This is a genomic window from Nocardioides currus (assembly GCF_003057875.1).
Taxonomy (GTDB): domain Bacteria; phylum Actinomycetota; class Actinomycetes; order Propionibacteriales; family Nocardioidaceae; genus Nocardioides; species Nocardioides currus.
Window position 1 is genome coordinate 632,020 of the sequence record NZ_PYXZ01000002.1, and the last position, 25,302, is coordinate 657,321.

Genomic DNA, 25,302 nt, shown 5'->3' on the forward strand with positions numbered 1-25,302 from the left:
GCACGGCGGCCACGTCCACCGTGAGGGCATGCTGCACGCCGGTTGCCCTCGGTGCAGCCTCCCGCTGACGGAGGCCGGCACGACCTGGGCCTGCCCGGAGCACGGTCCGACGCCCCCACTGTGGCGTCCGCAGGAGTCGTCGTACGACGCCTTCGTCCGTCACCTCGAGGAGGCAGCCGACTTCCCGACCTACCTCCCGTGGCCGATGGGTCCGGGATGGCACGTCAGCGACTTCGGGGTCGTCGTGCAGCCCGGGTCGAGCGCCCGGGCGACCATCAGCTGCGTGACCGGCACCAGCACGCTCGACGGGCCGGTCGACGTCATGGTCGTCTCGGAGGAGCCGGGCACCGGCCTCGGTGCGCGGGCGGCCCGGCTCGCCAGCCCCGACCCGCGCGACGTCGGGGAGGGCCCACCGCTGGCGAGGGTCCGCATCGGGCCCGGCCAGGTGCCGCTGTGGGCGGTGTCGACGAGCGAGTCGGACGAGGAGTTCGACCGGACGGTGCTGGTCGGGGAGGCCGCCGGCCGGTGGCTGTGGCTGGTGTTGCGTCCCGCGTCGGCGATGCTGCTGCTGCGCGACGAGTGGATCCTGCGGGACGCCGCCGGCGTGGGCGCTCCCCTGGTCGAGTTGGCGTTCGGTGGCCCGCCGCCGGTGTGGTGAGAGTGGCAGGTCAGCCCGGCAGGTCAGCGCAGCAGGTAGAACCGCCAGAAGCCGAAGTCCTCGATCGGCAGCACCGACACCGACTCGAAGCCGGCGTCGCGGCCGTAGCCCTCGAGTGTCGAGGCGCGCATGACGGTGCCCGTCCCGACGCTGTCCGGTGACGACATCGAGTCGGGCAGGCAGATGAAGAGGCTGAAGCCGTACATGATCCGCTCGAGCTCGTCGCCGTCGGGCGCGAACGCATCGGCCACCGCCTCGTCCATCACCACCATCACGCCACCGGGCTTCAGGGCCCGGCGCGCGGCCGCCAGCACCTCCACGGGGTGCGGCATGTCGTGCACGCACTCGAAGGCGAACGCGACGTCGTAGGCGCCCTCGGCCAGGGTCGCGGCGTCGGCGTGCCGGGAGGTGACCCGGTCGGCGAGCCCCGCCCCGGCGGCGTTGGCGGTGGCCATCCCGACCGACGCCTCGTCGATGTCGACGCCGTCGAGCCTGGCCTCGGGGTAGGCGCGGGCGAGCGCGATCGTGGACCACCCGCCGCCGCAGCCGACGTCGAGGACGCGTGCACCGGGCGTGGCGAGGCGGTCATGGACGTCGGGGACCCCCGCGAGGGCGTCGGCCAGCTGGGCGTCGTACCACGGCCGGTTGGCGTCGGCCTGGCTCTCGCGGGCATCCGCGCCGAGCTGCTCCCAGCTCACTCCGCCGCCCGTCCGGTAGGCGTCGAGCAGGAGGGGGAACGTCGGACCGACGGCTCCGAACATCCGCGCGATCGGCGCGAGGTAGGCCAGGCTCGTCGCGTCGGTGAGCACCTCCGCGTGCGCGTCGTCGATCGAGAAGACCCGCTCCGGTGCCCCGTCGTCGCCGCTGACCTCGAGCAGGCCCGACACGGCCTGCTGCTCCAGCCACTCGCGGGCGTAGCGGGGGTGGGTGCCGGTGCGCCCGGCGAGCTCGGTGGCGGTCGCCGGCCCGTCGTCGGCCAGCGAGCGGTACCACCCGAGCCGGTCACCGAGGTGGATGGCCAGCACGTCCACGAAGCCCAGGAAGGATCCGAGCAGGCGCTCGGCCACGTCGTCCGCAGTTGCCATCTGGGCAGTGTGCTCCGCGATCACGCCCGAGCGCCAGACCCGGCTAGCCTGCACGGGTGCGCATCGACCTCCACACCCACTCGTCGGTCAGCGACGGGACGGACGATCCGCGCACGCTCGTCGGCCACGCTGCGGCCGCCGGGCTGCACGTGCTGGGGCTGACGGACCACGACACCGCCGACGGCTGGGCCGATGCGGCGCAGGCCGCCACCGAGGTCGGCATCACGCTGGTCCGGGGGATGGAGATCAGCACGGCCCTCGGCCGCTCCAGCGTGCACCTGCTGGCCTACCTCCCCGACCCGACCCACCCGCCGCTCGCGGCGGCGCTGGACCGGATCCTCGAGGGCCGCAACTCGCGGGTGCCTGCGATCTGCCAGCGGCTGCGCGAGCTCGGCCTCGACATCACCGAGGACGACGTACGCCGCCGTGCGGCCGACGCCGCGGCCACGGGCCGCCCGCACGTGGCCGACGCCCTGGTCGCGACCGGTGCGGTCGCCAACCGGGACGAGGCGTTCGCCCGCTTCCTCAACCCCGGACGCCCGGCCTACGTCGACCGCTACGCCGTCCCGGTCGCCGAGGCCATCGGGCTGGTCCGCGACGCCGGCGGGGTCAGCGTGGTCGCCCACCCCTGGGGCCGCGGCAAGCGGACCGTGCTCCCCGAGCCGGTGCTGGCGACGCTCCGCGACGCCGGGCTCGCCGGCATCGAGGTCGACCACCAGGACCACGCCCCCGCAGCGCGCGAGGAGCTGCGGTCGATCGCGCGCAACCTCGGCCTGGTCGTGACGGGGTCCAGCGACCACCACGGCGCCGGGAAGGTCGATCACGACCTGGGCTGCAACACGACGGACCCCGAGGAGCTGGAGCGGCTCCTCGACCTCGCCGCGGACTCGGCGGCCGCGAGCGGACGCCCGGCCCCGGGCGTGGTCGCCTGAGCCAGCCAGCGGCCGGCTACTTGCGACCCAGCGACTGGAACCGCTGCAGCACCGTGCTGGGGACGGCCCGCGTCAGCGCCACGATCGTCTTGTACTGCGCTCCGGGGATGGAGTAGGCCCGCCCCTTGTCGAAGTCGGCGAGCGCCGTACGCACGAGGAACTCGGCGTCCAGCCACAGGAACCCGTCGCCCCGCTTGACCGACATCCGCTCGTGGAACTCGGTCTTGGTGAAGCCCGGGCACAGCGCCATGACGGTCACCCCGCGCGGCTTGTACTCGTTGTGCGCCCACTCGCTGAAGCTGTTGACCCACGCCTTGGCGGCGGAGTAGCTGCCGCGGGGGAGGAAGGCCGCGACCGACGACACGTTGATGACGCCGCCGCGCCCGCGCTCGGCCATCGGGCCGAGGGCCGCGTGGGTCAGGCGCAGCACCGCCGTGACCAGCACGTCCAACATGGCGTTCTCCTGGTCGACGGTGTTGTCCAGGAACCGCTGCTTGAGCCCGAAGCCCGCGTTGTTGACCAGCAGCTCGATCGGGCGCGCACGGTCGGCCAGCCGGGCCTCGACGGCGGCGCACTGCTCGCGGTCGACCAGGTCGGCGACGAGCACCTCGACCTCCACGGCGTACGCCGCCCGCAGCTCGTCGGCGACGGAGGCCAGCCGGTCGGCGTCGCGGGCGACGAGGACGAGGCCGTGGCCCCGCTGGGCGAGCTGGCGGGCGAATTCGAGTCCGATGCCGGCCGTGGCGCCGGTGACGAGGGCAGAAGTCATGCGCCCAGCCAACAGGTGTCGCCGCCGGGAGGGCAACCGGGTCGGGCATGATGGGAGACGATGACGACGACACTCGCGATCGCCAACCAGAAGGGTGGCGTCGCCAAGACGACCTCGGTGGCCTCGATCGGTGCTGCCCTCGCCGAGCTGGGCCACTCGGTGCTCCTGGTCGACCTCGACCCCCAGGCCTGCCTGACGTTCTCGCTGGGCATCGACCCCGAGGACCTCGACGTCTCGGTCCACCACGTGCTGACCAAGGGACTGGACCCGAGCGAGGTCATCATCGAGACCGAGGACGGGGTCGACCTGATGCCCGCCACGATCGAGCTGGCGCGTGCGGAGGCCGACCTGCTGACCCGCACGGGCCGCGAGCACGTCATCAGGGGCGCGATCGAGGCGTTGGCCGAGGACGGCATCGACTACGACTGGGTGCTGCTCGACTGCCCGCCCTCGCTGGGCGTGCTGACCGTCGCCGCGCTCACCGCCGCCGACGGCGTGCTGGTCCCGCTGCAGTGCGAGACCCTGTCCCACCGCGGCGTGGGCCAGCTGCTCGACACGGTCCACGACGTCCGCCGCTTCACCAACCGCGGGCTCGAGGTCTGGGGCGTGCTGCCGACGTTGTACGACGGCCGCACCAACCACGCCCGCACGGTGCTCGAGACGATCAGCGACACCTACGACCTCGAGGTCGTCGAGCCGCCGATCCCCAAGACGATCAAGTTCGCCGAGGCCCCGGCCGCCGGCCGGTCCATCCTCGCGACCAGCCGCAGCAGCAAGGGCGCCCAGGCCTACCGCGAGGTCGCGGCCAACCTGGTCAAGCGGGCCGCCCGCCCGAAGGCGGCCAAGGCGGGCAAGGGCGGGGCGAAGAAGTCGACCAAGAAGTCGGCGAAGGCCTGATCCCATGAGTCGCCACCGCTCCGCACGCCCGCGCTACGGCCGGATCGTGTTGGCGCTGGCCGCACTCAGCGTCACCGTCTTCTCCGTCCTCGGGGGAGTGGGGATCGTCCCGACCGCGCCGTCCGCGGCCGGCGGTCAGGGACTCGGCGCGACGATCCGGGAGACGGCCGTCGTGGCCGCTGCCGAGTCGGCCGAGGCGGCCGACCCGCCGACGCTGCTGGGGCCCCGTGCTCCGGAGGAGGGCGCCGCGCCCGACCCGGAGGCGCTGCCCGCCGATACCGGCCAGGGCCGGCGCGTGGTGTTCAGCGAGACCGAGCAGCGCGTCTGGCTGGTGCGTGCCGACGGCACCGTGCGCCGTACCTATCTCGTCTCGGGCAGCGTGGTCGACAACCTCCACCCGGGCACCTACGCCGTCTACTCCACCTCCCGGTGGGCGGTCGGCGTGGACGACTCCGGGGTGATGGAGTACTTCGTGCGCTTCGCCCACGGCGAGAACGCCGCGATCGGTTTCCACACCATCCCGACCAAGCTCGGCACCCCGCTCCAGACCCGGGCCCAGCTCGGCACCGCCCAGTCGCACGGGTGCATCCGGCAGGCCACCGCCGACGCGATCGCGCTGTGGAAGTTCGCCCCGGAGGGCACCACCGTCGTCGTGGTCTGAGCCGCTTGTACCACCCACGCCGATTTGGCGACGCGCGGGGGGTCTTGCCATGGTGTCCGGATGGCACACACCCCCAAGGCCTTCGCTGCCGCCTGCGCGCTCGCCGTCAGCCTGTCGCTGACGCCCGTCCTCACCGGCGGTCCGGCGGCCCAGGCAGAGCCGACTCCTGCGCCCGCGCCGAGCACGACCGAGGCTCCTGCGGCGCCCGTCGCGGCCGAGGTGCCGAAGCCCCGCAACGGGTACGGCGTGCGCCTGACCACCTTCAACATCCTCAGCAGCTCCATCGCGCGCGGCGGCATCGACCGTGCGACCCGCGCGGCCCGCTGGGTGCAGGACCAGGGCGCCGATGCGGCCGCCTTCCAGGAGGTCGCCAAGGACCAGCTGCGCCAGATGCAGACCGTGATGCCGCGCTACAGCTTCTTCCCGCGCCGCGGCCTCGGCACCCGCGGGTCGGCCATCCAGATCGCGTGGAACACCAAGACGGTCAAGAAGATGGAGACCGGCTACATCATGCGGCCGTTCCTCGGCTGGGCCCGCCCCATCCCGTACGTCCGCCTGCGTGACCGCGAGACCGGCCGCGGCTTCTGGGTCGTCGCCATCCACAACGCCCCCGGTGGCCAGGAGCACGAGCGCGACGTCTCGACCGCGGCCGAGATCAAGCTGCTCAAGAAGCTGCTCGCCGGGCGCGACCGCCCCGTGTTCGTGATGGGCGACGTCAACGAGCGCTCCGAGTTCTGCGACAAGGTCGCCGCCGCGACGCCGCTGGTCTCCATGAACGGTGGCACCGCGAAGAAGCCCTGCCCCGTCCCGCGCTTCGGCGGCCCGGACTGGATGCTCGGCGCCGGCGCCGAGTTCTCCGACTTCGAGAAGGTCTACAACGGGATCAGCGACCACCCCGCCCTCAGGGCGCGCGCCTGGGTGCCGTCCAAGAACTGACGCAGCCACCCCGTCGGACGCTGAGCGGGATGTCCGACGCCCCGGCCGCCCGGGCAGCCACCTCGTCGGACGTCCCGGCGGACGTCCGACGCTCCGGTCGTTGCGTGGTCCCGGTGGCGGCGGATTGCCGGTCCGCGTCGCCGTACGGCGCGATGTGCCGCCACCGCCGCAGCCGCACGCCTCGCTGACCAGCCACCCCGTCGGACGCTGAGCGGGATGTCCGACGCCCCGGCCGCCCGGGCAGCCACCTCGTCGGACGTCCCGGCGGACGTCCGACGTCCCGTGCCCAGGACGCGCGAAGGCCCGCCCGAGCAGAGCTCGGGCGGGCCTTCGTGGTCGGTGCTGGAGCCTCAGGACTCGCTGGTGGTCGCGGCCGTGGCGCCGCCACCGGAGCGGGTGCGCCGGCGGTTGCGGTTGCGACTGCTGCCCGCAGGCTTGTCGCCGGAGGGGGCGGTGTTCTCGGCGCCACCCTCGCTGACCGGGGCGCCGCCGCGGGTGCGGCTGCGGCTCCGGTTGCGGTTGCGCGCGGGGCGGTCGCCGGACGGAGCGGACCCACGCTCGCCGCGGTCCTCGCGCGGCTTGCGCTCGACCGGGGCGGGGTCGACGATGCGGCCCTTGGTCCCGGTCGGGATGCCCTGGTCGTGGAAGAGGTGCTCGGAGGTCGAGTAGGTCTCCAGCGGCTCGGGGAAGGGCAGGTCGAGCGCCTTGTTGATCATCTTCCAGCGGGCGACGTCGGCCCAGTCGACCAGCGTGATCGCCGTACCGGAAGCGCCGGCGCGCCCCGTGCGACCGATGCGGTGGACGTAGGTCTTGTCGTCCTCGGGGCAGGTGTAGTTGACGACGTGGGAGACGCCGCGCACGTCGATGCCGCGGGCCGCGACGTCGGTGCACACCAGCACCTTGAGCTTGTCCTCGCGGAACTTCGCGAGCGCCTTCTCACGGGCGACCTGCGCCATGTCGCCGTGCAGGGGAGCCGCGGCGAACCCGCGCTCGGCGAGGTCGTCGGCGATCCGCTGCGCCTGGCGCTTGGTGCGGGTGAAGACGATCATCTTCTCGGCGTCGTCGGCCTGCAGGACCCGACCGATGATCTCGGGCTTGTCGAGGTCGTGCGCGAGGTAGATGAACTGCGCCGTCGCGGGGACGGTGGCGTTCTCGTACGACGACTCGGCGCGGATGTTCATCGGGTGGCGCATGTGGGTGCGCGCGAGGGCGACGATCGCGGCCGGCATCGTGGCCGAGAACAGCATCGTCTGCCGCGTCTCGGGGGTCAGGCTCAGGAGCCGCTCCACGTCGGGCAGGAAGCCCAGGTCGAGCATCTCGTCGGCTTCGTCGAGCACGAGCGCGTGCACGTGCGAGAGGTCGAGGGCCTTGCGGTTGGCCAGGTCGATGAGGCGCCCGGGCGTCCCGACGACGACGTCCACGCCGGACTCGAGGGCGTCGAGCTGCCCGTCGTAGCCGACGCCGCCGTAGACCGTCAGGACGCGCAGCCCGAGGTCCTTGCTGGCCAGGGTCAGGTCGCTGGAGACCTGGAGCGCGAGCTCGCGGGTCGGGGCGACGATCAGGGCCTGCGGCTTGCCCTGCGGCATGTCGGCGTAGGCCGGGTCGTCCTGGGCGACGCTGCGCTGGAGCACCGGGATGCCGAAGGCGAGCGTCTTGCCGGTGCCCGTGCGGGCCTGGCCGATCAGGTCGGTTCCCATCAGGGCGACCGAGAGGGTCATCTCCTGGATGGCGAAGGGGGTGGTGATGCCGGCGCGCTCGAGGGCGTCGCAGATCCCGGGGAGCACCCCGAGTTCACGGAACGTGGTCACGTCTATTCGCTTTCTTGTGTCTTCGTTGAGTCGTCGTCGTGCGGCGGACTCGGAAGAGAAAGCCAGCCGCGCACATGCGTCGAGGTCGCCGGGAGATGTGCACTGGGATGTTCACGCACTCAGGCCCTCGATGGCTCGAGTCTATCGCCTAGGGTTCAGCCATGTCTGAATCGCCGGCGTCCACGCCCGAGCCCGGGGGCGAGCAGCCGCCCCAGGACCCCGCCTACACCGCCGCCGTGATCGACCTCCTGGGCGCCATCGCGTACGGCGAGCTGACGGCGTTCGAGCGCCTCGCGGAGGATGCGAAGCTGGCCCCGACGCTGGAGGACAAGGTCGCGATCGGCTCGATGGCGGCCGCCGAGTTCGGCCACCTCGAGCTGCTCATCACCCGACTGCGCGAGCTCGGCGGCGACCCGTACGCCGCGATGGACGCCTTCCGCGTCGGGTTCGACGACTTCCACGCCCACACGCGGCCGGCCGACTGGTACGAGGGACTGATCAAGGCCTACGTGGGCGAGGGCATCGCGGCCGACTTCTACCGCGAGATCGCGGCCTACCTCGACCCGGCGACCCGCGACCTGATCATCTCCTCGCTCGAGGACGCCGGGCAGTCGGCCTTCGTCGTCGACCGGGTGCGCGCCGGCATCGCGCAGGACCACCGCCTCGGTGGCCGGCTGGCCCTGTGGGGCCGCCGGCTGATGGGGGAGGCCCTGACCCAGGCCCAGCGGGTCGCGGCCGAGCGCGACGCCCTCACCGCCCTGCTGGCCGGTGGGGTGGACCGCCCCGGTCTCGACCTCGCGGCGTTGGGTCGGATGTTCACCCGCCTGACGGAGAACCACGCGCAGCGGATGGCCGACCTCGGTCTCGACGCCTGAGCGACCGACACCCGAGCACAGACGAAGGGCCCCGCACCGTGAGGTGCGGGGCCCTCCGCGTCGAGTCCGTCAGACGCGGGACTTGTTGCGACCGGTGACGGTCGACGCGACGACGACCAGGATGGCCGCGACCGCGATCTGCCACAGGTGGCGCCACCAGTCGATGCCCTTGCTGGTGTCGTACATGTCGCCGCCGGGGTTGTTGTCGGCGACGCCGAAGATGGCGTAGTAGATGTAGCTGCCCACGAACGCGCCCACGATGCCGCACACGATGGTCAGCCAGACGGGGATGTTGTCGCGATCGCCCGGTGCGACCGCCTTGCCCAAGAAGCCGATGATGATTCCGACGACCAGGGTGACGATGATGGTTCCGAGCATCTGATGTTTCCTCTCAGGAGCCGCGTCGAACGACGCGGTGCGACGAACGAGTCGACGCTTCCTCCATCATGGGCCGCTGCGGAGGCGCGATCAACGACCACCACCCCTGCGGGCGGGTGGGTGTGTCGTCAGCGGAAGCCGACGGCGCTGTGGCTCCCCGTGCCGATCTCGACGTACGCGATCTTCTCGGCAGGCACGGCGAAGCGCCGGCCCTTCGTGTCGGCGAACGTCAGCAGGCCGCCGGACGAGACGGCCTCGCTGACCTGCGCCTCGAAGTCCTCGGGGCTGGTGTCGGTCTCCACGACCAGCTCGCGTGGGGCGTGCTGGACGCCGATCTTGACCTCCATGGTCGAACTCCTTCGTCGATGTGTCGTCTAGTTGTCGTCGGTCTTCGGGTAACCCCGGATCCCGCGCCACGCCAGGCCGGCGACCAGGTTGGCCGCGTCCTTCAAGGGGATCGCGCCGCTGCTCTCGCCGGCCTCGCCGAGCCAGAACCGCGCGCTCACCTGCGCCATTCCCACCAGCGACACCGCGAGCAGCCGTGAGGCCTCGTCGGGCAGGCCGGTGTCGTCGTGGATGACCTCGGTGATCATCGCCGCGCACTCGGTGGTGACGCGGTCGACGTGCTCGCGCACGGCCGGCTCGCTGGTGAGGTCGGACTCGAAGACCAGCCGGAAGGCGCCGGTCTCCGCGGCGACGTAGTCGAAGAACGCCTGCATCGCCGCCTGCACCCGGAGCTTGTTGTCCGTCGTGGACGCCAGCGCCTGTCGACAGTTGTCGATGATGTTGTCGCAGGAGGCGTCGAGCAGCGCGAGGTAGAGGTCGAGCTTGCCGGGGAAGTGCTGGTAGAGCACCGGCTTGGAGACGCCGGCACGATCGGCGATGTCGTCCATCGCGGCGGCGTGGTAGCCGTGGGCCACGAAGACCTCGAGGGCCGACTCCATCAGCTGGGCGCGGCGCTCCCGGCGCGGCATCCGGCCGCCACGGGGGCGTGGCCCACTGGAGTCGAAGCGATCAACGCTCACGTGTCTGTTCCTCCCGGCATCTCACTGGGTTGGCAGCCTACTCGCAGGTATCCGACGTACCGACGCCTCGCTCGTCCGGATGTCGGGATGTGGCGGGTCGGTGTTCCCCGCGCGGGGAACATGGATGGCGTCGGAGGTGTTGCGCCGAGCGACCCCCGTCCCTGAGTCCCAACCCGAGGAGTACGCCGTGTCGTTCGCCCCGATCGTCGAGCCAGCCGCCGAGCTCACCATCGACGAGGTGCGGCGCTACAGCCGCCACCTGATCATCCCGGACGTCGGCATGACGGGCCAGAAGCGGCTCAAGAACGCCAAGGTGCTCGTCATCGGCGCGGGCGGCCTCGGCTCGCCCGCCCTGCTCTACCTCGCGGCCGCCGGCGTCGGCACGCTCGGCATCGCCGAGTTCGACACCGTCGACGAGTCCAACCTCCAGCGCCAGGTCATCCACGGCGTGAGCGACATCGACAAGCCGAAGGGCCAGTCGGCGAAGGAGTCGATCGCGGAGATCAACCCGTACGTCGAGGTGGTGCTGCACCCCGAGCGCCTGGACAACGACAACGTGTTCGACGTCTTCCGCGGCTATGACCTGATCGTCGACGGCACCGACAACTTCGCGACCCGCTACATGGTCAACGACGCGGCGTACTTCCTCGGCATCCCCTACGTCTGGGGCTCGATCTACCGCTTCGACGGCCAGGCCTCGGTCTTCGCGCCGATGCTCGGCGACGACCTGCCGTGCTACCGCTGCCTCTACCCCGAGCCCCCGCCGCCCGGCATGGTGCCGAGCTGCGCCGAGGGCGGCGTCCTGGGCGTGCTCTGCGCGGCCATCGGCTCCATCCAGGTCAACGAGGCGATCAAGCTGCTCGCCGGCATCGGCGAGCCGATCGCCGGCCGGCTGATGATCTACGACGCACTCGAGATGGAGTACCGCAAGCTCAAGGTGCGCAAGGACCCCAACTGCGCGCTGTGCGGGGAGAACGCCACCGTCACCGAGCTGATCGACTACGACGCGTTCTGCGGCGCCGTGTCGGACGAGGCCGCCGAGGCGGCCGCCGGCTCGACGATCTCCGTGACGCAGCTCGAGCACATGCTCAAGGAGCGCGACAACGGCGAGCGCGACTTCGTGCTGGTCGACGTGCGCGAGCCCAACGAGGCGGAGATCAACCACATCCCGGGCGCGATCTTGATCCCGAAGGGCGAGTTCCTCAACGGCAACGCGCTCTCGCAGCTGCCGAGCGACAAGCAGATCGTCATGCACTGCAAGTCCGGCGTGCGATCGGCCGAGACGCTCGCGATCGTCAAGGGCGCGGGCTACTCCGACGCCGTGCACGTCGGCGGCGGCGTCGTGGCCTGGGTCAGCCAGATCGACCCCAGCCAGCCGACGTACTGACGCACCCCCACCCCGGAACGCGCGGGTGGCCCGACAGGGCTACCCGCGCGTAACCCGTGTGGGCCACGTCTCGTTGGGCCTGCATGCGAACCTCAACGAGACTCCCTGCCATCGCCGCCAGCCTCGTCCTCGCGGGCGCCCTGGCCACCACCACCGGTGCCGCCTCGGCGACGTCGCCCGCTGCCGTCGCAACGGCGTGGGCCCCGGCCGCCTCGGCCACGATCACGCCCGGCGTGCAGACCAACACCGCCGGCTCCGGCCAGTGCACGGCCAACTTCGTGCTCACCGACGCCGCCGGCTCGGTCTACGTCGGCCAGGCCGCCCACTGCTCGGGCACCGGTGAGGCGACCGACACCGACGGCTGCCAGGCCGCCCCGCTGCCGCTCGGCACGCGGGTGACCTTCAACCGCCAGGGCAGCGTCCTGACGCCGGGCACGCAGGTCGGGGCCGGCACGCTGGCCTACAGCTCGTGGAACACCATGCAGGCTCGCGGGGAGACCGACGCCAACACGTGCGCCTACAACGACTTCGCGCTGGTCAAGGTCGACGCCGCCGACGTCTCCAAGGTCAACCCGAGCGTCCCGTTCTGGGGCGGGCCGGTCGGGATCAACACCACCGGCACCGCCGCGGGCGACCGCGTCTACAGCTTCGGCAACTCCGGACTGCGCGGCGGCATCGAGCAGCTCTCGCCCAAGACCGGCGTCAGCCTCGGCCAGGACGCCGCCGACGGCGGCTGGACGCACCCGCTCTACACCGTCACGCCCGGCATCCCCGGCGACTCGGGCAGCGCGTTCCTCGACGCGCAGGGCAACGCCGTCGGCACCCTCTCCACGCTCGGGCTCGCGCCGCTGCCGCTGTCCAACAACATCGGCGACTTCTCCCGCGAGCTCGCCTACGCCCAGCAGCACTCGGGCATCAGCGGCCTCCAGCTGGCGCTGGGCACGGAGCCGTTCAACCCCGTCCTCTGATCCGTCACCGGTTCTCCAGCGGCTCCGTCAGTCGGGACGACGGAGCCGCTGGACAGTATTTCGGGTCCGCTCCCACCGGCCGCCCGGTCTAGGCTCCCGCCATGGACCAGGGGGCTGCATCCGCGCGTGCCCAGGCGTGGCGCGCCGTCGCCGCCACCCTCGGTGCCTGCCTGGTGGTGACCCTCGTGGGGTGGGCCGCGCTGATCGGTCCGTCGCAGGTCTTCACCGGCCCTGGCCCCACGCCGAGCCAGGAGACCACCACCACCTCCGAGGCGCCGATCGACGAGGTGGAGGAGAAGGACCGCGACGACGTCGCGGCCCGGGAGTACGGCCCCACCACGACCGTCGTCGCCAACCTCGTCGGCGGGGCGATCCAGGTCCTCACCCTCGCCGGCATGCTGCTGGTGGCCTACCTCGCCGTGCGTCGCGGGCTCACGGCCTGGCGGCTGCGGAGGCGGTACGACGCCCCGGTGGACGCGGACTTCGAGACCCTCGAGGGCGGCGCGCCCGAGCGCGTGCGCCAGGCCATCGCCGACGACACCGACGAGCAGCTGCGGCTGCTCCTCGACGGCGAGCCGCGCAACGCCATCGTGGCGTGCTGGCACCGCTTCGAGCTCCAGGCCGTCGACGCCGGCCTGCCGCGGCACCCGTGGGAGACGTCGTCGGAGTTCGCCCTGCGGATGCTCGAGCGGGCCGAGGTCGACTCGACCGCGGTGGCCTCGCTGCTCGAGCTCTACCGCGAGGCCCGCTTCTCCGAGCACGCCCTCGACGAGGCGCACCGGGAGCGCGCCGCCACCGCGCTCCGGGCCATCCAGGGCCAGGTCCAGGTCAGGCAGCGCACGGTCGGGCGCGAGGAATCGACGCCGCCGCGGGGACGCCGATGAGGGGCTGGCTGGTCCGCGTCGGAGCGCTGGCCCTCCTCGTCGTCGGTGGACAGGTGGTCCTGTCCCTGCTCGACTTCGACCCACGCCTGCGCGACTGGGCCTTGATGGCCACGGCCATCGTGGCGATCCTCTGGCTCGCCTACGACACCACCGGGGTGGGCGTGGCCGACTGGGACGACCCGATCGCGCCGTACGCCCGGCCGGACGCCGCCGACGAGAGCGTTCACCACCGGGTGCTGAGCAGCCACCTCTCCGCGCGCGACCCCGGGCCCGCGCTCCGGCACCTGCTGCTCGACCTGGCCCGCGGGCGCGACCCGAACCTGCGTGATCCCGAGCTCCGCACGCTCGCCGACCAGCCGCTGCGACGGCTCAGCCCCACCGACATCGACCGCTACCTCACCCGAATCGAGACGCCCCGTGACGACGAGTGACGACACGACCACGCTCACCCACGCCGAGGCCGCGGCGATCGCCCAGGAGGTGCTGGAGCAGGTCGGCCGCGCGGTCGTCGGCAAGCAGAAGCCGCTGGGCCTGGTCCTGGCCGCGATCCTGGCCAAGGGGCACGTCCTGATCGAGGACTTCCCGGGTCTCGGCAAGACGCTGGCCGCGCGGACCTTCGCGCAGGCGCTCGGGCTCGACTTCTCGCGGGCCCAGTTCACCCCCGACCTGCTGCCGGCCGACCTCACCGGCTCCTACATCTACGACCAGCGCGTCTCGGAGTTCTCCTTCCGCCGCGGCCCGCTCTTCGCCGGGCTGCTGCTCGCCGACGAGATCAACCGCACGCCGCCGAAGACGCAGGCCGCACTGCTCGAGGCGATGCAGGAGGGACAGGTCACGGTCGAGGGCGAGACGCACCCGCTGCCGGTGCCCTTCCACGTGCTCGCGACCGCCAACCCGGTGGAGTACGAGGGCACCTACCCGCTCCCCGAGGCCCAGCTCGACCGCTTCCTGCTCCGTGTCGGCTTCGGCTACCCGACCACCGACGAGGAGTACGCCGTCGTCGCCCGTCGTCTCGAGCGCCAGCGCGAGGAGGTGAGCGTCGAGGCCGTCACCGACGCCGCGGGCGTGCGCGCCCTGCAGGCGGCGGTCGAGCGGATCAAGGTCGACGAGAGCGTCGGGCGCTACTGCGTCGCGCTCGCGGAGGCGACGCGTGACCACCAGGACGTGCTGATCGGCGCCTCGCCGCGTGGCAGCCTCGGCCTGGTGCTCGCCGCGCGTGGCTGGGCGCTGGTCCGCGGCCGCGACTACGTCATCCCGGAGGACGTCAAGGCGGTGGCCGGCGCCGTCCTCGCCCACCGGATCACCGTGAAGCCCGAGCTGTGGATGACCAAGGCGTCCGGCAGCCGCGTCGTCGAGGCCGTGCTGGCGAGCGTGCCGGCGCCCGGCGCGCTGGAGCACCGGTGACGCTCGGATGAGCGACCTCGGCACCGGCTGGACCCCCACGGCCGCCGCGGCCCGCGCCAGCGTGGTCGCGGCCGCCGGGTTGGTCGCGGGCGCGCTGACCGGCTCTCCGGTGCTGGTGGTGCTGGCCGCGCCGTTCCTGGTCCCCGCCCTGATGGGCCTCCTCGGGCGCCCCACCTCGCGGCCACGGGCGACGGCCACGCTGGGCGCCACCCGGCTGCACGAGGGCCAGGGCTCGGCCTCGACGCTGCACGTCGCCGACGACGACGGGATCGAGCAGGTGACCCGGGTGATGGCGCGAGCGGCGTACGTCGCGATGCACCCCGCCTCCGGAGCCGTGGGCGTGCTCTGGCGCGACGGGGGCGGCGCGATCGACCTCGGGCCGCGCCGGTGGGGCCGGCGGGCCGTCGGCGACGAGCAGGTCGCCATGACCAGCGCCTGGTGCGGCTACCGCCACGGCCCGGTGCGGCTGCCCGCCCAGCAGCTGACGGTGTGGCCCCAGGCAGCGGCGTACGACTCGACGGCCGAGGCGCCGCAGCCCGACGGCCTCGTCGGCGCCCACCGCTCACGTCGGATCGGCAGCGGCACGGAGTTCGCCGGGATCCGGCCGTTCGCGCCGGGCGACCGGCTGCGCCGGATCAGCTGGCCGGTCTCGCTGCGCACCCGCGAGCTCCAGGTCGTCACCACCCGGGCCGAGCAGGACGCGTCGGTGCTGGTCGTCGTCGACGCGCTCCGCGACATCGGCGTCTCCGGCGGCGTCGACGGGCGCGCCAGCAGCCTCGACCTGACCGTGCGCGCCGCCTCAGCGCTCGCCGACCATCACGTCCGGCGCGGCGACCGCGTCGGGATGCGCGTCCTCGGGCCGGGGGAGGCGCGGGTGCCGTTCGGCAGCGGACCTCGCCACCTGCACCGGATCACGGGCACGCTGGCGCGGGTCGTGCCCGAGACCGGGACGCTGCACGACGCGCCGCTCGAGCTGGGCGTCACCGGTGGCTGCGTGGTCTACGTCCTGTCCACGATGCTGCACGCGCCGGTCGTCACGGCGTGCGCGACGCTCTCCGCGCGCGGCGTCCCGGTCGTCGTGATCGACACGCTGGGCGAGCGCAGCAGCGCCGAGATGGGCGGCGCGACCTCGCCGACCGGGCTCGCGTGGCGGATGCGGATGATCGAGCGCGCCACCCTGCTCCAGCAGCTGGCGGCGCTCGGCTGCCCGATCGTCACCTGGCGCGGCGCCGGCACCGTCGACGAGGTGCTGCGCCAGCTCAGTCGTCGCGGCCAGGTGCCGCAGGTGCGCAGCCGATGACGGCCTGGCGGACCTGGAGCCGCAGCCAGGTGGTGTGCCGGGTGCTCGTCGCCCTGCTGCCGGTGCTGGCGCTGTTCACGGCCGACGTGCGCCCCAACGCCGTGGTCCTCCTGGTGACCGTGGTCCTGTCGGTGCTCTGGGCGTGCTTCCCCGAGCTCGCGGCCGGTCAGATCGCCCTGCTGGTCGTGATGGCGTGGTGGGCGCTCTCCGTGCCCGACCCCCTGCAGCCCGGCGTGCTCGCGTCCGCCCTGGCGCTGGTCTCCGCCCACGTGTCCGCCGTGCTGGCGGCGTACGGACCTGCGCGCCTCCAGCTCGACCCGCGGCTGGTGACGATGTGGGTACGCCGCACGCTGCTGTCCTTCGTCGCCGCCCCGGTGGCCTACGCCGCCGTGGTCGTGCTCGACGACCCGGACCGGGTGATGTGGCCGCTGGCCGTCGGTGTGCTGGCGGTGCTCGTGGTCGTGGTCGGGATGCGCTTTCGAGACCCGTCCGGCACGTCGTCGGTCTGAGGGAGGATGGGTCCATGTTCTTCGCCGTGGTGCAGACCGTCGTCCCCCCGGTCGCCCGCGCGGTCTGGCGTCCCGAGGTCGTCGGCGTCGAGAACGTCCCGCGCACCGGCGGGGTGATCCTGGCCAGCAACCACCTCAGCTTCGTGGACAGCGTGGTGATCCCGGTGGTGGTGCCGCGCAAGGTGGTGTTCCTGGCCAAGAAGGACTACTTCGAGGGCACCGGGGTGCGCGGCACGCTGCAGCGGGCGTGGTTCGAGGGGCTCGGGATGCTGCCGGTGGACCGTGACGACACCAAGGCGGCGATGGCCAGCCTGGACACCGCGCTGGAGGTGCTCGGTCGGGGAGAGGCGTTCGGGATCTACCCCGAGGGCACCCGCTCCCGCGACGGCCGGCTCTACCGCGGCCGCACGGGTGTCGCCCACCTGGCGCTCAGCGCCGGCGTCCCCATCGTCCCGGTCGGCCTGCGCGGCACCCAGGAACTGCAGCCGGTGGGGGCGACGCTGCCGAGGCTGGCTCCGGTGAGCGTCGCGTTCGGCGCCCCGATCTCGCCGGCCGGCTACGACGGGGTGCCGCTCGGGCGGGCCCGGCGCGAGCTGACCGACACGGTGATGGCGGCGATCGCCGCGCTCACCGGCCAGGAGGAGGCCGGGGACTACAACAATCGAGCCCCGGACGCGTGAGGCGCCGAGCCCGATGTCGGTGACGTCTGTTTGAGTGCAGCCATGGCCGCCACGACCGCACCGAGCACCCGCTACCACCTGGTGCGGGCGAGCGGCGGCGTCACCGTCCCGCCCACCCTCGACGAGCACCAGCAGGCCGTCGTCGACCACCCCGGCGGGCCGTTGCTCGTGCTGGCCGGCCCCGGCACCGGCAAGACGACCACGATGGTCGAGGCGATCGCCGAGCTCGTCGAGCGACGCGGCGTCCACCCCGACCAGGTGCTGGCGCTGACCTTCTCGCGCAAGGCCGCGGAGCAGCTGCGTGACCGGGTGATCGCCCGGGTCGGGCGCACGACGTCGTCCGCGACCTGCTCGACGTTCCACTCCTTCGCCTACCAGCTGATCCGGGCCCACAGCCCGCTCGAGCTGTACGACGCCCCGCTGCGACTGCTGTCCGCGCCCGAGTCCGACGTGGTGCTGCGCGAGCTGCTCAGCGACAACCCCGAGGCGGTGGTCTGGCCCGAGGCGCTGGGCCGGGCGCTCGGCACCCGGGGGTTCACCAAGGAGGTGCACGCCGTCCTGTCGCGGGCCCGGGAGAAGGGCCTCGACCCGACGGGGCTGGAGGCGCTCGGACGGACCCACGGGCTGCCCGAGTTCGTGGCCGCCGGGCAGTTCCTCGAGCAGTACCTCACGATCCTCGACAACCTCGGCGCGACCGACCACCCCGACCTGATCCGCCGCGCCGTCATCATCGCCGAGGCCCACCGCGACGAGCTCCGCGCGCGCTTCAGCCACGTCTTCGTCGACGAGTACCAGGACACCGACCCCGGTCAGGTCTCCCTGCTCCGGGCGCTCGCCGGCGACGGCCGCAATCTCACGGTCGTCGGCGACCCGCACCAGTCGATCTATGGCTTCCGTGGCGCCGACGTGCACGGCATCCTCGACTTCCCCGACCAGTTCCCGACGACCGCCGGCGAGCGGGCGCCGGTGCAGGTGCTGCGCCGCACCCGCCGGTTCGGCCCACGCCTGCTCGTGGCCGCGGGCCGCATCGCCGGGCGGCTGCCGCTGACCGGCAGCATCGGGGCCGAGGCACGCGACGCGTTCCTCACACCCGAGGCCGTGCCCGGGCCCCACGGCGAGGGACGGGTCGAGGTGCACACCTTCGACACCGATCGGGCCGAGTCCGAGCACCTCGCCGACCTGCTGCGCCGGGCGCACCTGGAGGACGGCATCGACTGGTCCGAGATGGCGGTGCTGGTCCGGTCGGGACGTGCGTCCATCCCGCCACTGCGCCGAGCCCTGGTCGCGGCGGGTGTGCCCGTCGAGGTGGCGTCCGACGACGTGCCGCTGGTGCGCGACCCGGCGGTCCTGCCGCTGCTCGACGGACTGCGCGCCGTGGTCAACCTCGACAACACCGACCCCGACTCGCCCGACTTCCTCGACCCCGGGCGCATCGAGGCCCTGCTCCTCTCCCCGCTCGGCGGGCTCGACGCCGGCGACCTGCGAGCCCTGGTGCGTCGGCTGCGCGCCCGTGACAAGGAGGGCGCCGCGCCCCGCACCAGCCGTGAGCTGCTGCGGCTGGCGGTCGTCGAGGACGGGTTCCTGGGCGACCTCGAGGGCCCCGAGGTGGAGCGGTGCCGGGCGCTGGCGACCCTCCTGCGATCCGCTGCCGCGCTGCTCGAGCGGCGCGCCAGCGTCGAGGAGGTCCTCTGGCACCTCTGGGACGGCACCGGCTGGCCCGAGCGGCTCCGCCGCCAGGTCGACCAGGGCGGCGCCGGGGCGCGACGCGCCCACAAGGACCTCGACTCGATCGTCGCCCTGTTCGAGGTGACCGCCCGCGCGGTCGAGCACCGCGACCACGTCGGCGTCGCCGACTTCTTCGCCAACCTCGTCGCGCAGCAGATCCCCGGCGACACCCTCGCCGAGCGCGGCGTGCGCGGCTCCGCGGTGCGACTGCTCACCGCCCACCGGTCCAAGGGTCTCGAGTGGGAGCTGGTCGTGGTGGCGCACGTGCAGCAGGAGGGCTGGCCCGACCTGCGACGCCGCTCGAGCCTGCTCGGGGCCGACCGCATCGGCCTCGACCCGTCGGGCGCGCCCGACCTGGTCCCGCCGGTCACCTCGCGGGCACTGCTGATGGAGGAGCGACGACTCTTCTACGTCGCCTGCACCCGCGCCCGGCGGCGGCTCGTCGTGACGGCCGTGAAGTCCACCGAGGACGACGGTGAGCAGCCGTCCCGGTTCCTCGCCGAGCTCGAGCTGACACCCATCCACCGCGACGGCCGACCGCCCCGCCCCCTCTCCCTCGGGGGCCTGGTCGCCGAGCTCCGCCGCACCGTGGCCGACCCTGCGACGTCGCCGGCGCTGCGGGAGGCCGCCGCCCGCCGGCTCGCCGCACTGGCCGGCGAGGAGGTGGCCGGGCGGCCCCTCGTGCCGCAGGCCGACCCGGGGTCATGGTGGGGCACCCGCGCCGCGTCGCGGTCCGTCCAGCCCGTCCGCGACGCCGACCGGCCCGTCCCTGTGTCGGCGAGCATGCTCGAGTCGTTGCTGACGTGCCCCGCGCAGTGGTTCTTCTCCCGCGAGGCCGGTGGCGTGTCGGCGGCCCACCAGGCGGTCAACCTCGGCCAGATCGTGCACGCCCTCGCCGAGCGGGTCGCCACCGGCGAGCTGACCGCCGACGTCGACGTGCTGATGGCCGAGGTCGACGCCGTGTGGGGTCGCCTCGCGTTCCGCACGCCGTGGTCGCGCAAGCGCGAGCACGACCGCATCCGCAAGGCCCTCGCACGCTTCGTCCAGTGGCACGAGGCCAACCCGCGCGAGCTCGTCGGCACCGAGTCGCGCTTCCGGAGCGTGGTCGAGGTGGACGGCCAGGAGGTCACCCTCAACGGCACCGCCGACCGGCTCGAGCTGACGGCCGACGGCGAGGTCGTCGTGGTCGACTTCAAGACCAACCGCACCGCCCCGTCCGCGCCGGCCGTCAAGGCCAACCTCCAGCTCGCGCTCTACCAGCTGGCCGTCGACTCCGGTGCCCTCGACGAGGTCGTCGGCCGCTCCGTCGGCTCCGGCGGCGCCGAGCTCGTGCAGCTCGGCCTGAACGACGACACGACCGTCGCCAAGGTGCAGGCGCAGGAGGCGCACGCCGACGACGGCGCGGAGCGGGAGGTGCTGCGAGCCGGTCTCGCCCGCGCGGCGACGCTCGTGCGCGAGGAGACCTTCCCGGCCGTGCCCGGCGCCCACTGCCGCGACTGCACGTTCGTCCCGATCTGCCCGGCCAAGGGCGCGGGCTCGGTGACCGTCCAGTGAGCGCCACGACCCCGATCCACCTCGACACCCCGGCCGACCTCCAGGCCCTGATGGGCGGGCACGCACCGAGCCCGGAGCAGTGGGAGGCCATCACCGCGCCGCTGCGCCCCACCGTCGTCGTGGCGGGCGCCGGCAGCGGCAAGACCACCCTGATGGCCCAGCGCGTGGTCTACCTCGTCGCCACCGGCCGGGTCCGCCCCGAGGAGGTCCTCGGCCTGACCTTCACCACCAAGGCGGCCGCCGAGCTGCGCAGCCGGGTCGTCACGGCCCTGGGCAGGGCCGGCCTGCTGGACGAGTCCGTCGTCGCCGACGACGAGGACGTCCTCGAGCCCACGGTCGCGACCTACCACGCCTACGCCGGCAGCCTGCTGACCGACCACGGCCTGCGGATCGGCCACGAGCCCGACACCCGGGTCGTCTCCGACGCCTCGCGTTACCAGCTCGGCGCCCGCGTCATCGACCGCTTCACCGGTCACGTCGAGCTGCTCTCCGACCACCCGGCCACGGTGATCCAGAACCTCCTCGCCCTCGACGGGGCGATGAGCGAGCACCTCGTGGCCGCCGACGACGTGGTGCGGGTGGACGGCGAGGCCCGCCGCGGATTCGAGCTCGCCCGCGCGGAGGAGAGCGCCGGCAAGGCCCGCAAGACCTACCTCGACATGATCGACAAGGCCGTCAACGCCCTCGACCGGCGCGCGGAGCTGCTCGAGCTGGTCGCCGGCTACCGCCGCCTCAAGGCCGACCTCGGGCTGATGGACTTCGGCGACCAGATCGCCCTCGCCGCGCGGCTCGTCGACCAGCAGCCCGACGTGGGCGTCGCCGAGCGAGCTCGGTTCAAGGTCGTGCTCCTCGACGAATACCAGGACACCTCCGTCGCCCAGGCCACGATGCTCGCCCGTCTGTTCTCCGGGCCCGACGCCGCCACGGGCCTCGGCCACCCGGTGATGGCGGTGGGCGACCCCAACCAGGCGATCTACGGCTGGCGCGGTGCGTCGGTGTCCAACATCCTCAACTTCGCCGAGACGTTCCCGGCCGCCGACGGCGAGCCGGGGCGGCTGCCGCTCACCGTCAACCGGCGCTCCGACCGGCGCATCCTCGACGTCGCCAACCGCCTCGCCGAGCCGCTGCTGGCGTCGTACGGCGACAAGGTGGCCCGGCTCCGCGCGCCCGACGGCACCCCCGACGGCGTGGTCGAGACCCACGTCTTCGAGCGCGCCCTCGACGAGCTCGACTGGCTGGCCGGGGCGGTCCACGCGGTCCACGACGCCGGCACGCCCTGGGCGGAGGTGGGGGTGCTGAGCCGCGACAACGCGCAGGCCGAGGAGGTCTACGACACCCTCACCGCCGCAGGCATCCCGGTCGAGATCGTCGGTCTCTCGGGCCTGATCCGGCTGCCCGAGGTGGCCGAGGTGGTCGCCACCCTCTCGCTCCTGCACGACGTCACCGCCAACACGGCGGTGCTGACCCTGCTGGCCGGTCCGCGCTGGGCGATCGGTCCGCGCGACCTGCGGCTGCTGGCCGAGCGAGCGGCCGCGATCGGCGGCGCCCGCGACCGCAGCGAGGCCGCCACCATCGCCCAGCAGCTGCTGCGGATCGCCGACGGGATCGACGTGTCCGAGCTGCCCGCCCTGAGCGACGCGCTGGCCGATCCCGGCGAGGCCGCCTACTCGCCCGAGGCCCGGGAGCGCTTCGCCCTGCTCGCCGGCGAGCTGCGCCGGCTGCGGGCGCACGTCGGCGACCCCCTGCTCGACGTCGTCCGCCGCGTCATCGACACCACCGGGGTCGACATCGAGCTGGCCTCGGCGACCGCCCCGGCGGCGGCCGCCCGGCGCGACAACCTCGACCTGTTCGTCAAGGCGGTCGCGGAGTTCCAGTCGGTCGACGGCGACGTCAGCCTCCCGGCCCTGCTGGCCTACCTCACGGCCGAGGACGACCAGGGCAACGGCCTCGACATCGCGACGCCCACGGCCGCCGACTCCGTCAAGCTCCTCACCGTCCACCGTTCCAAGGGACTCGAGTGGTCCTCGGTGTTCTGCGTCGGAGTGGGGGAGAGCCGCTTCCCCAGCGGCCGGTCGCGCACGCTGTGGACCTCGTCGCCCGCCGTGCTGCCCGCGCCACTGCGCGGGGACCGCGACGACCAGCCGCAGCTGCTGGGCTACGACAAGCCTGCGCTGGAGGCCTACCGCGCCGCCACCCGCGAGCACGACGCCGAGGAGGAGCTGCGCCTGGGCTACGTCGCCTTCACCCGGGCGGCCCACCACCTCGCCGTCACCTCCTACGTCTGGGGACAGCGCTCGACCCCGTTCGGCCCCTCGACCTACCAGCAGGTCGTGCGCGAGCAGCTCGAGGAGTGGGGCGCCCCGGTGGGCGCGTGGCTGGAGAAGCCCGCGGGCAAGCCGGCCAACCCCAACGACCAGCTCGACCCGTCACGCCCCTGGCCGGTGCCCGGACCGGGCGATGAGGCGCGGCGGCGGCTCGCCGCGGCCGAGCTCGTCCGCGCCAGCGACCCGACGGCGGCCGACGAGGGCCTCGACCTGGTCGAGTCCGCCCGGGTCGCCGACTGGGACGACGACCTCGCGCAGCTCCTGGCCGAGGCGCGCGAGTCCCGGGCCACTGACGTGTCGGTGCCGCTCCCGTCCAGCCTGTCCGCCACGGGGCTCGCCCGCCTGCACGACGACCCCGACGCGCTGGCCCGCGAGCTGGCGCGCCCGATGCCCCGGCCGCCGTCGCCGCAGGCGCGGTTCGGCTCCGACTTCCACGCGTGGGTCGAGGCGCGCTTCGGCCAGCAGGCCCTGATCGAGCCCGACGACCTGTGGGGCCGGGCCGACGCCGGCATCGACGACGCGGGCGAGCTCGAGGAGGTCGTCGCCAGCTTCGAGTCCGGCCCGTTCGCCGACCGTGCGCCGTACGCCGTCGAGGCGCCGTTCGCCATCGTGCTCGCCGGCCAGGTCGTGCGCGGCCGGATCGACGCGGTCTACCAGGAGGACGACGGGTCGTTCCTGATCGTCGACTGGAAGACGAGCCGGTCGGAGAGCGCCGACCCGCTCCAGCTCGCGGTCTACCGCCTGGCCTGGGCGGAGATCCACGGTGTGCCGGTCGACGCGGTGCGAGCCGCGTTCCACTACGTGCGCACCGCTCGCACGGTCGAGCCCGCCGACCTGCCCGGGCGCGACGAGCTGGAGGAGCTGGTCGGGGGATAGGCGCCCGTCAGTCGGAGTCGGCGAGAGCGGCGGTCAGCGCGATCTCGATCATCGCCCCGAAGGTCTGCTCGCGCTCCGCGGAGGTCGTCTCCTCGCCGGTGACGATGTGGTCGCTGACGGTGCACACGCACAGCGCCTGGCCGCCGTGCTCGGCGGCGAGCGTGTAGAGCGCGCTCGCCTCCATCTCCACCGCGAGCACGCCGTGCTTCACCATCGGCTCCATCAGCTCGGGACGCGGTGAGTAGAACGAGTCGCTCGACATGATCAGCCCGACGTGGGTCGTGACATCGGGCATGGCCTGCGCGGCGGCGTACGCGCGACTGAGCAGCCCGAAGTCGGCGACCGGTGCGTAGTCGTAGCCGCCGAAGCGGTGGGTGTTCATCGAGGAGTCGGTGCAGGCCCCGCTGGCCAGGATGACGTCGCGGATCGCGACGTCCTCGGTCAGTGCCCCGCAGGAGCCGACGCGGATGATCGACCGGACGTCGTACTCCCGGAACAGCTCGTTGACGTAGATCGCGAGCGACGGCTGGCCCATGCCGGAGCCCTGGACCGACACCCGTTGGCCTCGCCAGGTGCCGGTGAAGCCCAGCATCCCGCGCACCTCGGTGTAGCACCGCGCGTCCTCGAGGAAGGTCTCCGCGATCCACTTCGCGCGCAGCGGGTCGCCCGGCATCAGCACGACGGGGGCGATGTCTCCGGCCTGGGCGCCGATATGAGTGCTCATGCTGGCACCCTAGGACCCGTGACCCGCGAGCTGCCCCACGTCGCCCTGTCCGCCCACGCGCACGACCGCGAGGGCATGCGACGCACGGACGACGAGTGGCTCGCCGAGCGGTGGGCCGACGCCTCGACCCGCGTGCTGGTGCTGGCCGGCACCCGGCTGCGGCCGGTCGACGGCGCGATCGAGTGGGTCAGTCCGACGGAGGCGCCCGACGGGCGACGGCTGCTGCTCGGTCACGCCGACGACGTGACCCGCTTCGCCGTGATCGCCGAGCCCGGCGACGTCGCGGGGGAGCCGGAGGAATGGACCGGACTGCGTGCGCTGTTCCCGCAGCTGCTCGCCGGGGACGTGGCCCTCCAGGCCGAGGTGCCGTGGCTCTTCCACGCGATCGGGCTGGCCGAGTGGCACTGGGTGACCCGCTTCTGCCCGCGCTGCGGCGGCACCCTCGAGTCGACGCACGCCGGGCACGAGCTGACCTGCACGTCGTGCGGCAAGTCGCAGTTCCCCCGCACCGACCCGGCCGTGATCATGGCCATCACCCGGGGCGAGCCGGGCAGCGACGACGAGCGCATCCTGCTCGGGCGCAACACGGCCTGGCCCGAGGGACGCTTCTCCACCCTGGCCGGGTTCTGCGAGCCGGGGGAGACGCTGGAGGACGCCGTACGCCGCGAGGTGCTCGAGGAGACCGGGGTGCGGGTCGGCGAGGTGACCTACTTCGGCAACCAGCCGTGGCCGCTGCCCGCCAGCCTGATGCTCGGGTTCACCGGCCGGGCGCTGAGCGAGGACATCGAGGTCGACGGCACCGAGGTCGCCGAGGCGCGGTGGTTCAGCCGGGCCGACCTGCGAGGAGAGACCGACGTCGACATCGCCGTGCCCGGCGGGGTCTCGATCTCGTCGTCGCTGATGGAGAGCTGGGTCGGCCAACCGCTGCGTCGCGGGTGGTGAC

The 25,302-nt window shown here is 73.2% G+C and carries 24 protein-coding genes; 17 read left to right on the forward strand and 7 right to left on the reverse strand.

What is annotated here, in order from left to right; genetic code table 11:
• Positions 1 to 28 precede the first annotated feature (28 nt).
• Entirely contained in the window at positions 29 to 658 is a 630-nt protein-coding gene (locus C7S10_RS08140) for a DUF6758 family protein (RefSeq protein WP_243395262.1), read from the forward strand.
• 23 nt (positions 659 to 681) lie between these two features.
• Here the strand turns inward: C7S10_RS08140 and C7S10_RS08145 are convergent, their stop codons facing one another.
• Entirely contained in the window at positions 682 to 1,743 is a 1,062-nt protein-coding gene (locus tag C7S10_RS08145; RefSeq protein WP_108344052.1) for a class I SAM-dependent methyltransferase, read from the reverse strand.
• Positions 1,744 to 1,799: 56 nt separating this feature from the next.
• Here C7S10_RS08145 and C7S10_RS08150 point away from each other — a divergent pair, with 56 nt between their 5' ends.
• The gene (locus tag C7S10_RS08150; protein WP_108343882.1) at positions 1,800 to 2,675 is read left to right on the forward strand and encodes a PHP domain-containing protein; all 876 of its coding nucleotides are present in this window, start codon (positions 1,800 to 1,802) and stop codon (positions 2,673 to 2,675) included.
• A 16-nt stretch (positions 2,676 to 2,691) separates the two neighbouring features.
• Here the strand turns inward: C7S10_RS08150 and C7S10_RS08155 are convergent, their stop codons facing one another.
• Positions 2,692 to 3,444 carry an SDR family NAD(P)-dependent oxidoreductase gene (locus C7S10_RS08155; protein WP_108343883.1) on the reverse strand — a complete coding sequence of 251 codons (753 nt, stop codon included), beginning with the start codon at positions 3,442 to 3,444 and terminating at the stop codon, positions 2,692 to 2,694.
• Positions 3,445 to 3,504: 60 nt separating this feature from the next.
• On the opposite strand from C7S10_RS08155, the gene C7S10_RS08160 reads away from it, so the two are divergent.
• From C7S10_RS08160 to C7S10_RS08170, 3 genes are read left to right on the forward strand one after another with little or no spacing between them, the layout of a single operon-like run.
• Positions 3,505 to 4,341 (forward strand): ParA family protein, encoded by an 837-nt coding sequence (locus C7S10_RS08160; RefSeq protein ID WP_108343884.1) that lies wholly within the window; start codon positions 3,505 to 3,507, stop codon positions 4,339 to 4,341.
• Between the two features lie 4 nt (positions 4,342 to 4,345).
• A complete protein-coding gene (locus C7S10_RS08165) occupies positions 4,346 to 5,002 on the forward strand; it encodes a L,D-transpeptidase (RefSeq protein ID WP_108343885.1) in 657 nt (218 codons plus the stop codon).
• A gap of 60 nt (positions 5,003 to 5,062) precedes the next feature.
• Positions 5,063 to 5,938 (forward strand): endonuclease/exonuclease/phosphatase family protein, encoded by an 876-nt coding sequence (locus C7S10_RS08170; RefSeq protein WP_108343886.1) that lies wholly within the window; start codon positions 5,063 to 5,065, stop codon positions 5,936 to 5,938.
• Between the two features lie 350 nt (positions 5,939 to 6,288).
• Here the strand turns inward: C7S10_RS08170 and C7S10_RS08175 are convergent, their stop codons facing one another.
• Positions 6,289 to 7,746, reverse strand: a complete 1,458-nt coding sequence (locus C7S10_RS08175; RefSeq protein WP_243395263.1) for a DEAD/DEAH box helicase — start codon at positions 7,744 to 7,746, stop codon at positions 6,289 to 6,291.
• 161 nt (positions 7,747 to 7,907) lie between these two features.
• On the opposite strand from C7S10_RS08175, the gene C7S10_RS08180 reads away from it, so the two are divergent.
• On the forward strand, positions 7,908 to 8,621 hold the full coding sequence (locus tag C7S10_RS08180; RefSeq protein WP_108343887.1) for a ferritin-like fold-containing protein: 714 nt from the start codon (positions 7,908 to 7,910) through the stop codon (positions 8,619 to 8,621).
• 69 nt (positions 8,622 to 8,690) lie between these two features.
• Here C7S10_RS08180 and C7S10_RS08185 read toward each other — a convergent pair whose 3' ends face one another.
• The 3 genes from C7S10_RS08185 to C7S10_RS08195 all read right to left on the reverse strand — a co-directional run bounded on the left by C7S10_RS08185 (position 8,691) and on the right by C7S10_RS08195 (position 9,973).
• Positions 8,691 to 8,999, reverse strand: a complete 309-nt coding sequence (locus C7S10_RS08185; protein WP_108343888.1) for a GlsB/YeaQ/YmgE family stress response membrane protein — start codon at positions 8,997 to 8,999, stop codon at positions 8,691 to 8,693.
• Between the two features lie 128 nt (positions 9,000 to 9,127).
• A complete protein-coding gene (locus C7S10_RS08190; RefSeq protein WP_108343889.1) occupies positions 9,128 to 9,346 on the reverse strand; it encodes a DUF3107 domain-containing protein in 219 nt (72 codons plus the stop codon).
• 27 nt (positions 9,347 to 9,373) lie between these two features.
• Positions 9,374 to 9,973 (reverse strand): TetR/AcrR family transcriptional regulator, encoded by a 600-nt coding sequence (locus C7S10_RS08195; RefSeq protein ID WP_108343890.1) that lies wholly within the window; start codon positions 9,971 to 9,973, stop codon positions 9,374 to 9,376.
• Between the two features lie 238 nt (positions 9,974 to 10,211).
• On the opposite strand from C7S10_RS08195, the gene moeZ reads away from it, so the two are divergent.
• From moeZ to C7S10_RS08245, 10 genes are all read left to right on the forward strand, one after another.
• Complete coding sequence (gene moeZ, locus C7S10_RS08200; protein ID WP_108343891.1) at positions 10,212 to 11,411, forward strand: adenylyltransferase/sulfurtransferase MoeZ; 1,200 nt, start codon at positions 10,212 to 10,214, stop codon at positions 11,409 to 11,411.
• A gap of 83 nt (positions 11,412 to 11,494) precedes the next feature.
• On the forward strand, positions 11,495 to 12,379 hold the full coding sequence (locus C7S10_RS08205; protein ID WP_108343892.1) for a trypsin-like peptidase domain-containing protein: 885 nt from the start codon (positions 11,495 to 11,497) through the stop codon (positions 12,377 to 12,379).
• 101 nt (positions 12,380 to 12,480) lie between these two features.
• Positions 12,481 to 13,263, forward strand: a complete 783-nt coding sequence (locus C7S10_RS08210) for a DUF4129 domain-containing protein (RefSeq protein WP_108343893.1) — start codon at positions 12,481 to 12,483, stop codon at positions 13,261 to 13,263.
• Positions 13,260 to 13,694: a hypothetical protein gene (locus C7S10_RS08215; protein WP_108343894.1), complete on the forward strand. Its 435-nt coding sequence runs from the start codon at positions 13,260 to 13,262 to the stop codon at positions 13,692 to 13,694. The genes C7S10_RS08210 and C7S10_RS08215 overlap by 4 nt, the downstream gene beginning before the upstream one ends.
• Positions 13,681 to 14,667 (forward strand): AAA family ATPase, encoded by a 987-nt coding sequence (locus C7S10_RS08220; protein ID WP_108343895.1) that lies wholly within the window; start codon positions 13,681 to 13,683, stop codon positions 14,665 to 14,667. Before C7S10_RS08215 ends, C7S10_RS08220 begins: the two co-directional genes overlap by 14 nt.
• Positions 14,668 to 14,674: 7 nt before the next feature.
• On the forward strand, positions 14,675 to 15,967 hold the full coding sequence (locus C7S10_RS08225; protein ID WP_108343896.1) for a DUF58 domain-containing protein: 1,293 nt from the start codon (positions 14,675 to 14,677) through the stop codon (positions 15,965 to 15,967).
• Positions 15,964 to 16,476, forward strand: coding sequence for a hypothetical protein (locus tag C7S10_RS08230; protein ID WP_108343897.1), 513 nt, complete (start codon positions 15,964 to 15,966; stop codon positions 16,474 to 16,476). The genes C7S10_RS08225 and C7S10_RS08230 overlap by 4 nt, the downstream gene beginning before the upstream one ends.
• Before the next feature lie 14 nt (positions 16,477 to 16,490).
• Positions 16,491 to 17,156: a lysophospholipid acyltransferase family protein gene (locus C7S10_RS08235; RefSeq protein WP_108343898.1), complete on the forward strand. Its 666-nt coding sequence runs from the start codon at positions 16,491 to 16,493 to the stop codon at positions 17,154 to 17,156.
• Positions 17,157 to 17,198: 42 nt separating this feature from the next.
• Positions 17,199 to 20,435 (forward strand): ATP-dependent helicase, encoded by a 3,237-nt coding sequence (locus tag C7S10_RS08240; RefSeq protein ID WP_108343899.1) that lies wholly within the window; start codon positions 17,199 to 17,201, stop codon positions 20,433 to 20,435.
• Positions 20,432 to 23,635 (forward strand): ATP-dependent helicase, encoded by a 3,204-nt coding sequence (locus C7S10_RS08245; protein WP_243395264.1) that lies wholly within the window; start codon positions 20,432 to 20,434, stop codon positions 23,633 to 23,635. The genes C7S10_RS08240 and C7S10_RS08245 overlap by 4 nt, the downstream gene beginning before the upstream one ends.
• A 7-nt stretch (positions 23,636 to 23,642) precedes the next feature.
• Here C7S10_RS08245 and deoD read toward each other — a convergent pair whose 3' ends face one another.
• The gene (gene deoD, locus C7S10_RS08250; RefSeq protein WP_108343900.1) at positions 23,643 to 24,359 is read right to left on the reverse strand and encodes a purine-nucleoside phosphorylase; all 717 of its coding nucleotides are present in this window, start codon (positions 24,357 to 24,359) and stop codon (positions 23,643 to 23,645) included.
• 18 nt (positions 24,360 to 24,377) lie between these two features.
• Between deoD and nudC the strand changes: the two genes are divergently transcribed.
• Entirely contained in the window at positions 24,378 to 25,301 is a 924-nt protein-coding gene (gene nudC, locus C7S10_RS08255; RefSeq protein ID WP_243395265.1) for an NAD(+) diphosphatase, read from the forward strand.
• The last annotated feature ends 1 nt before the right edge of the window (position 25,302 follow it).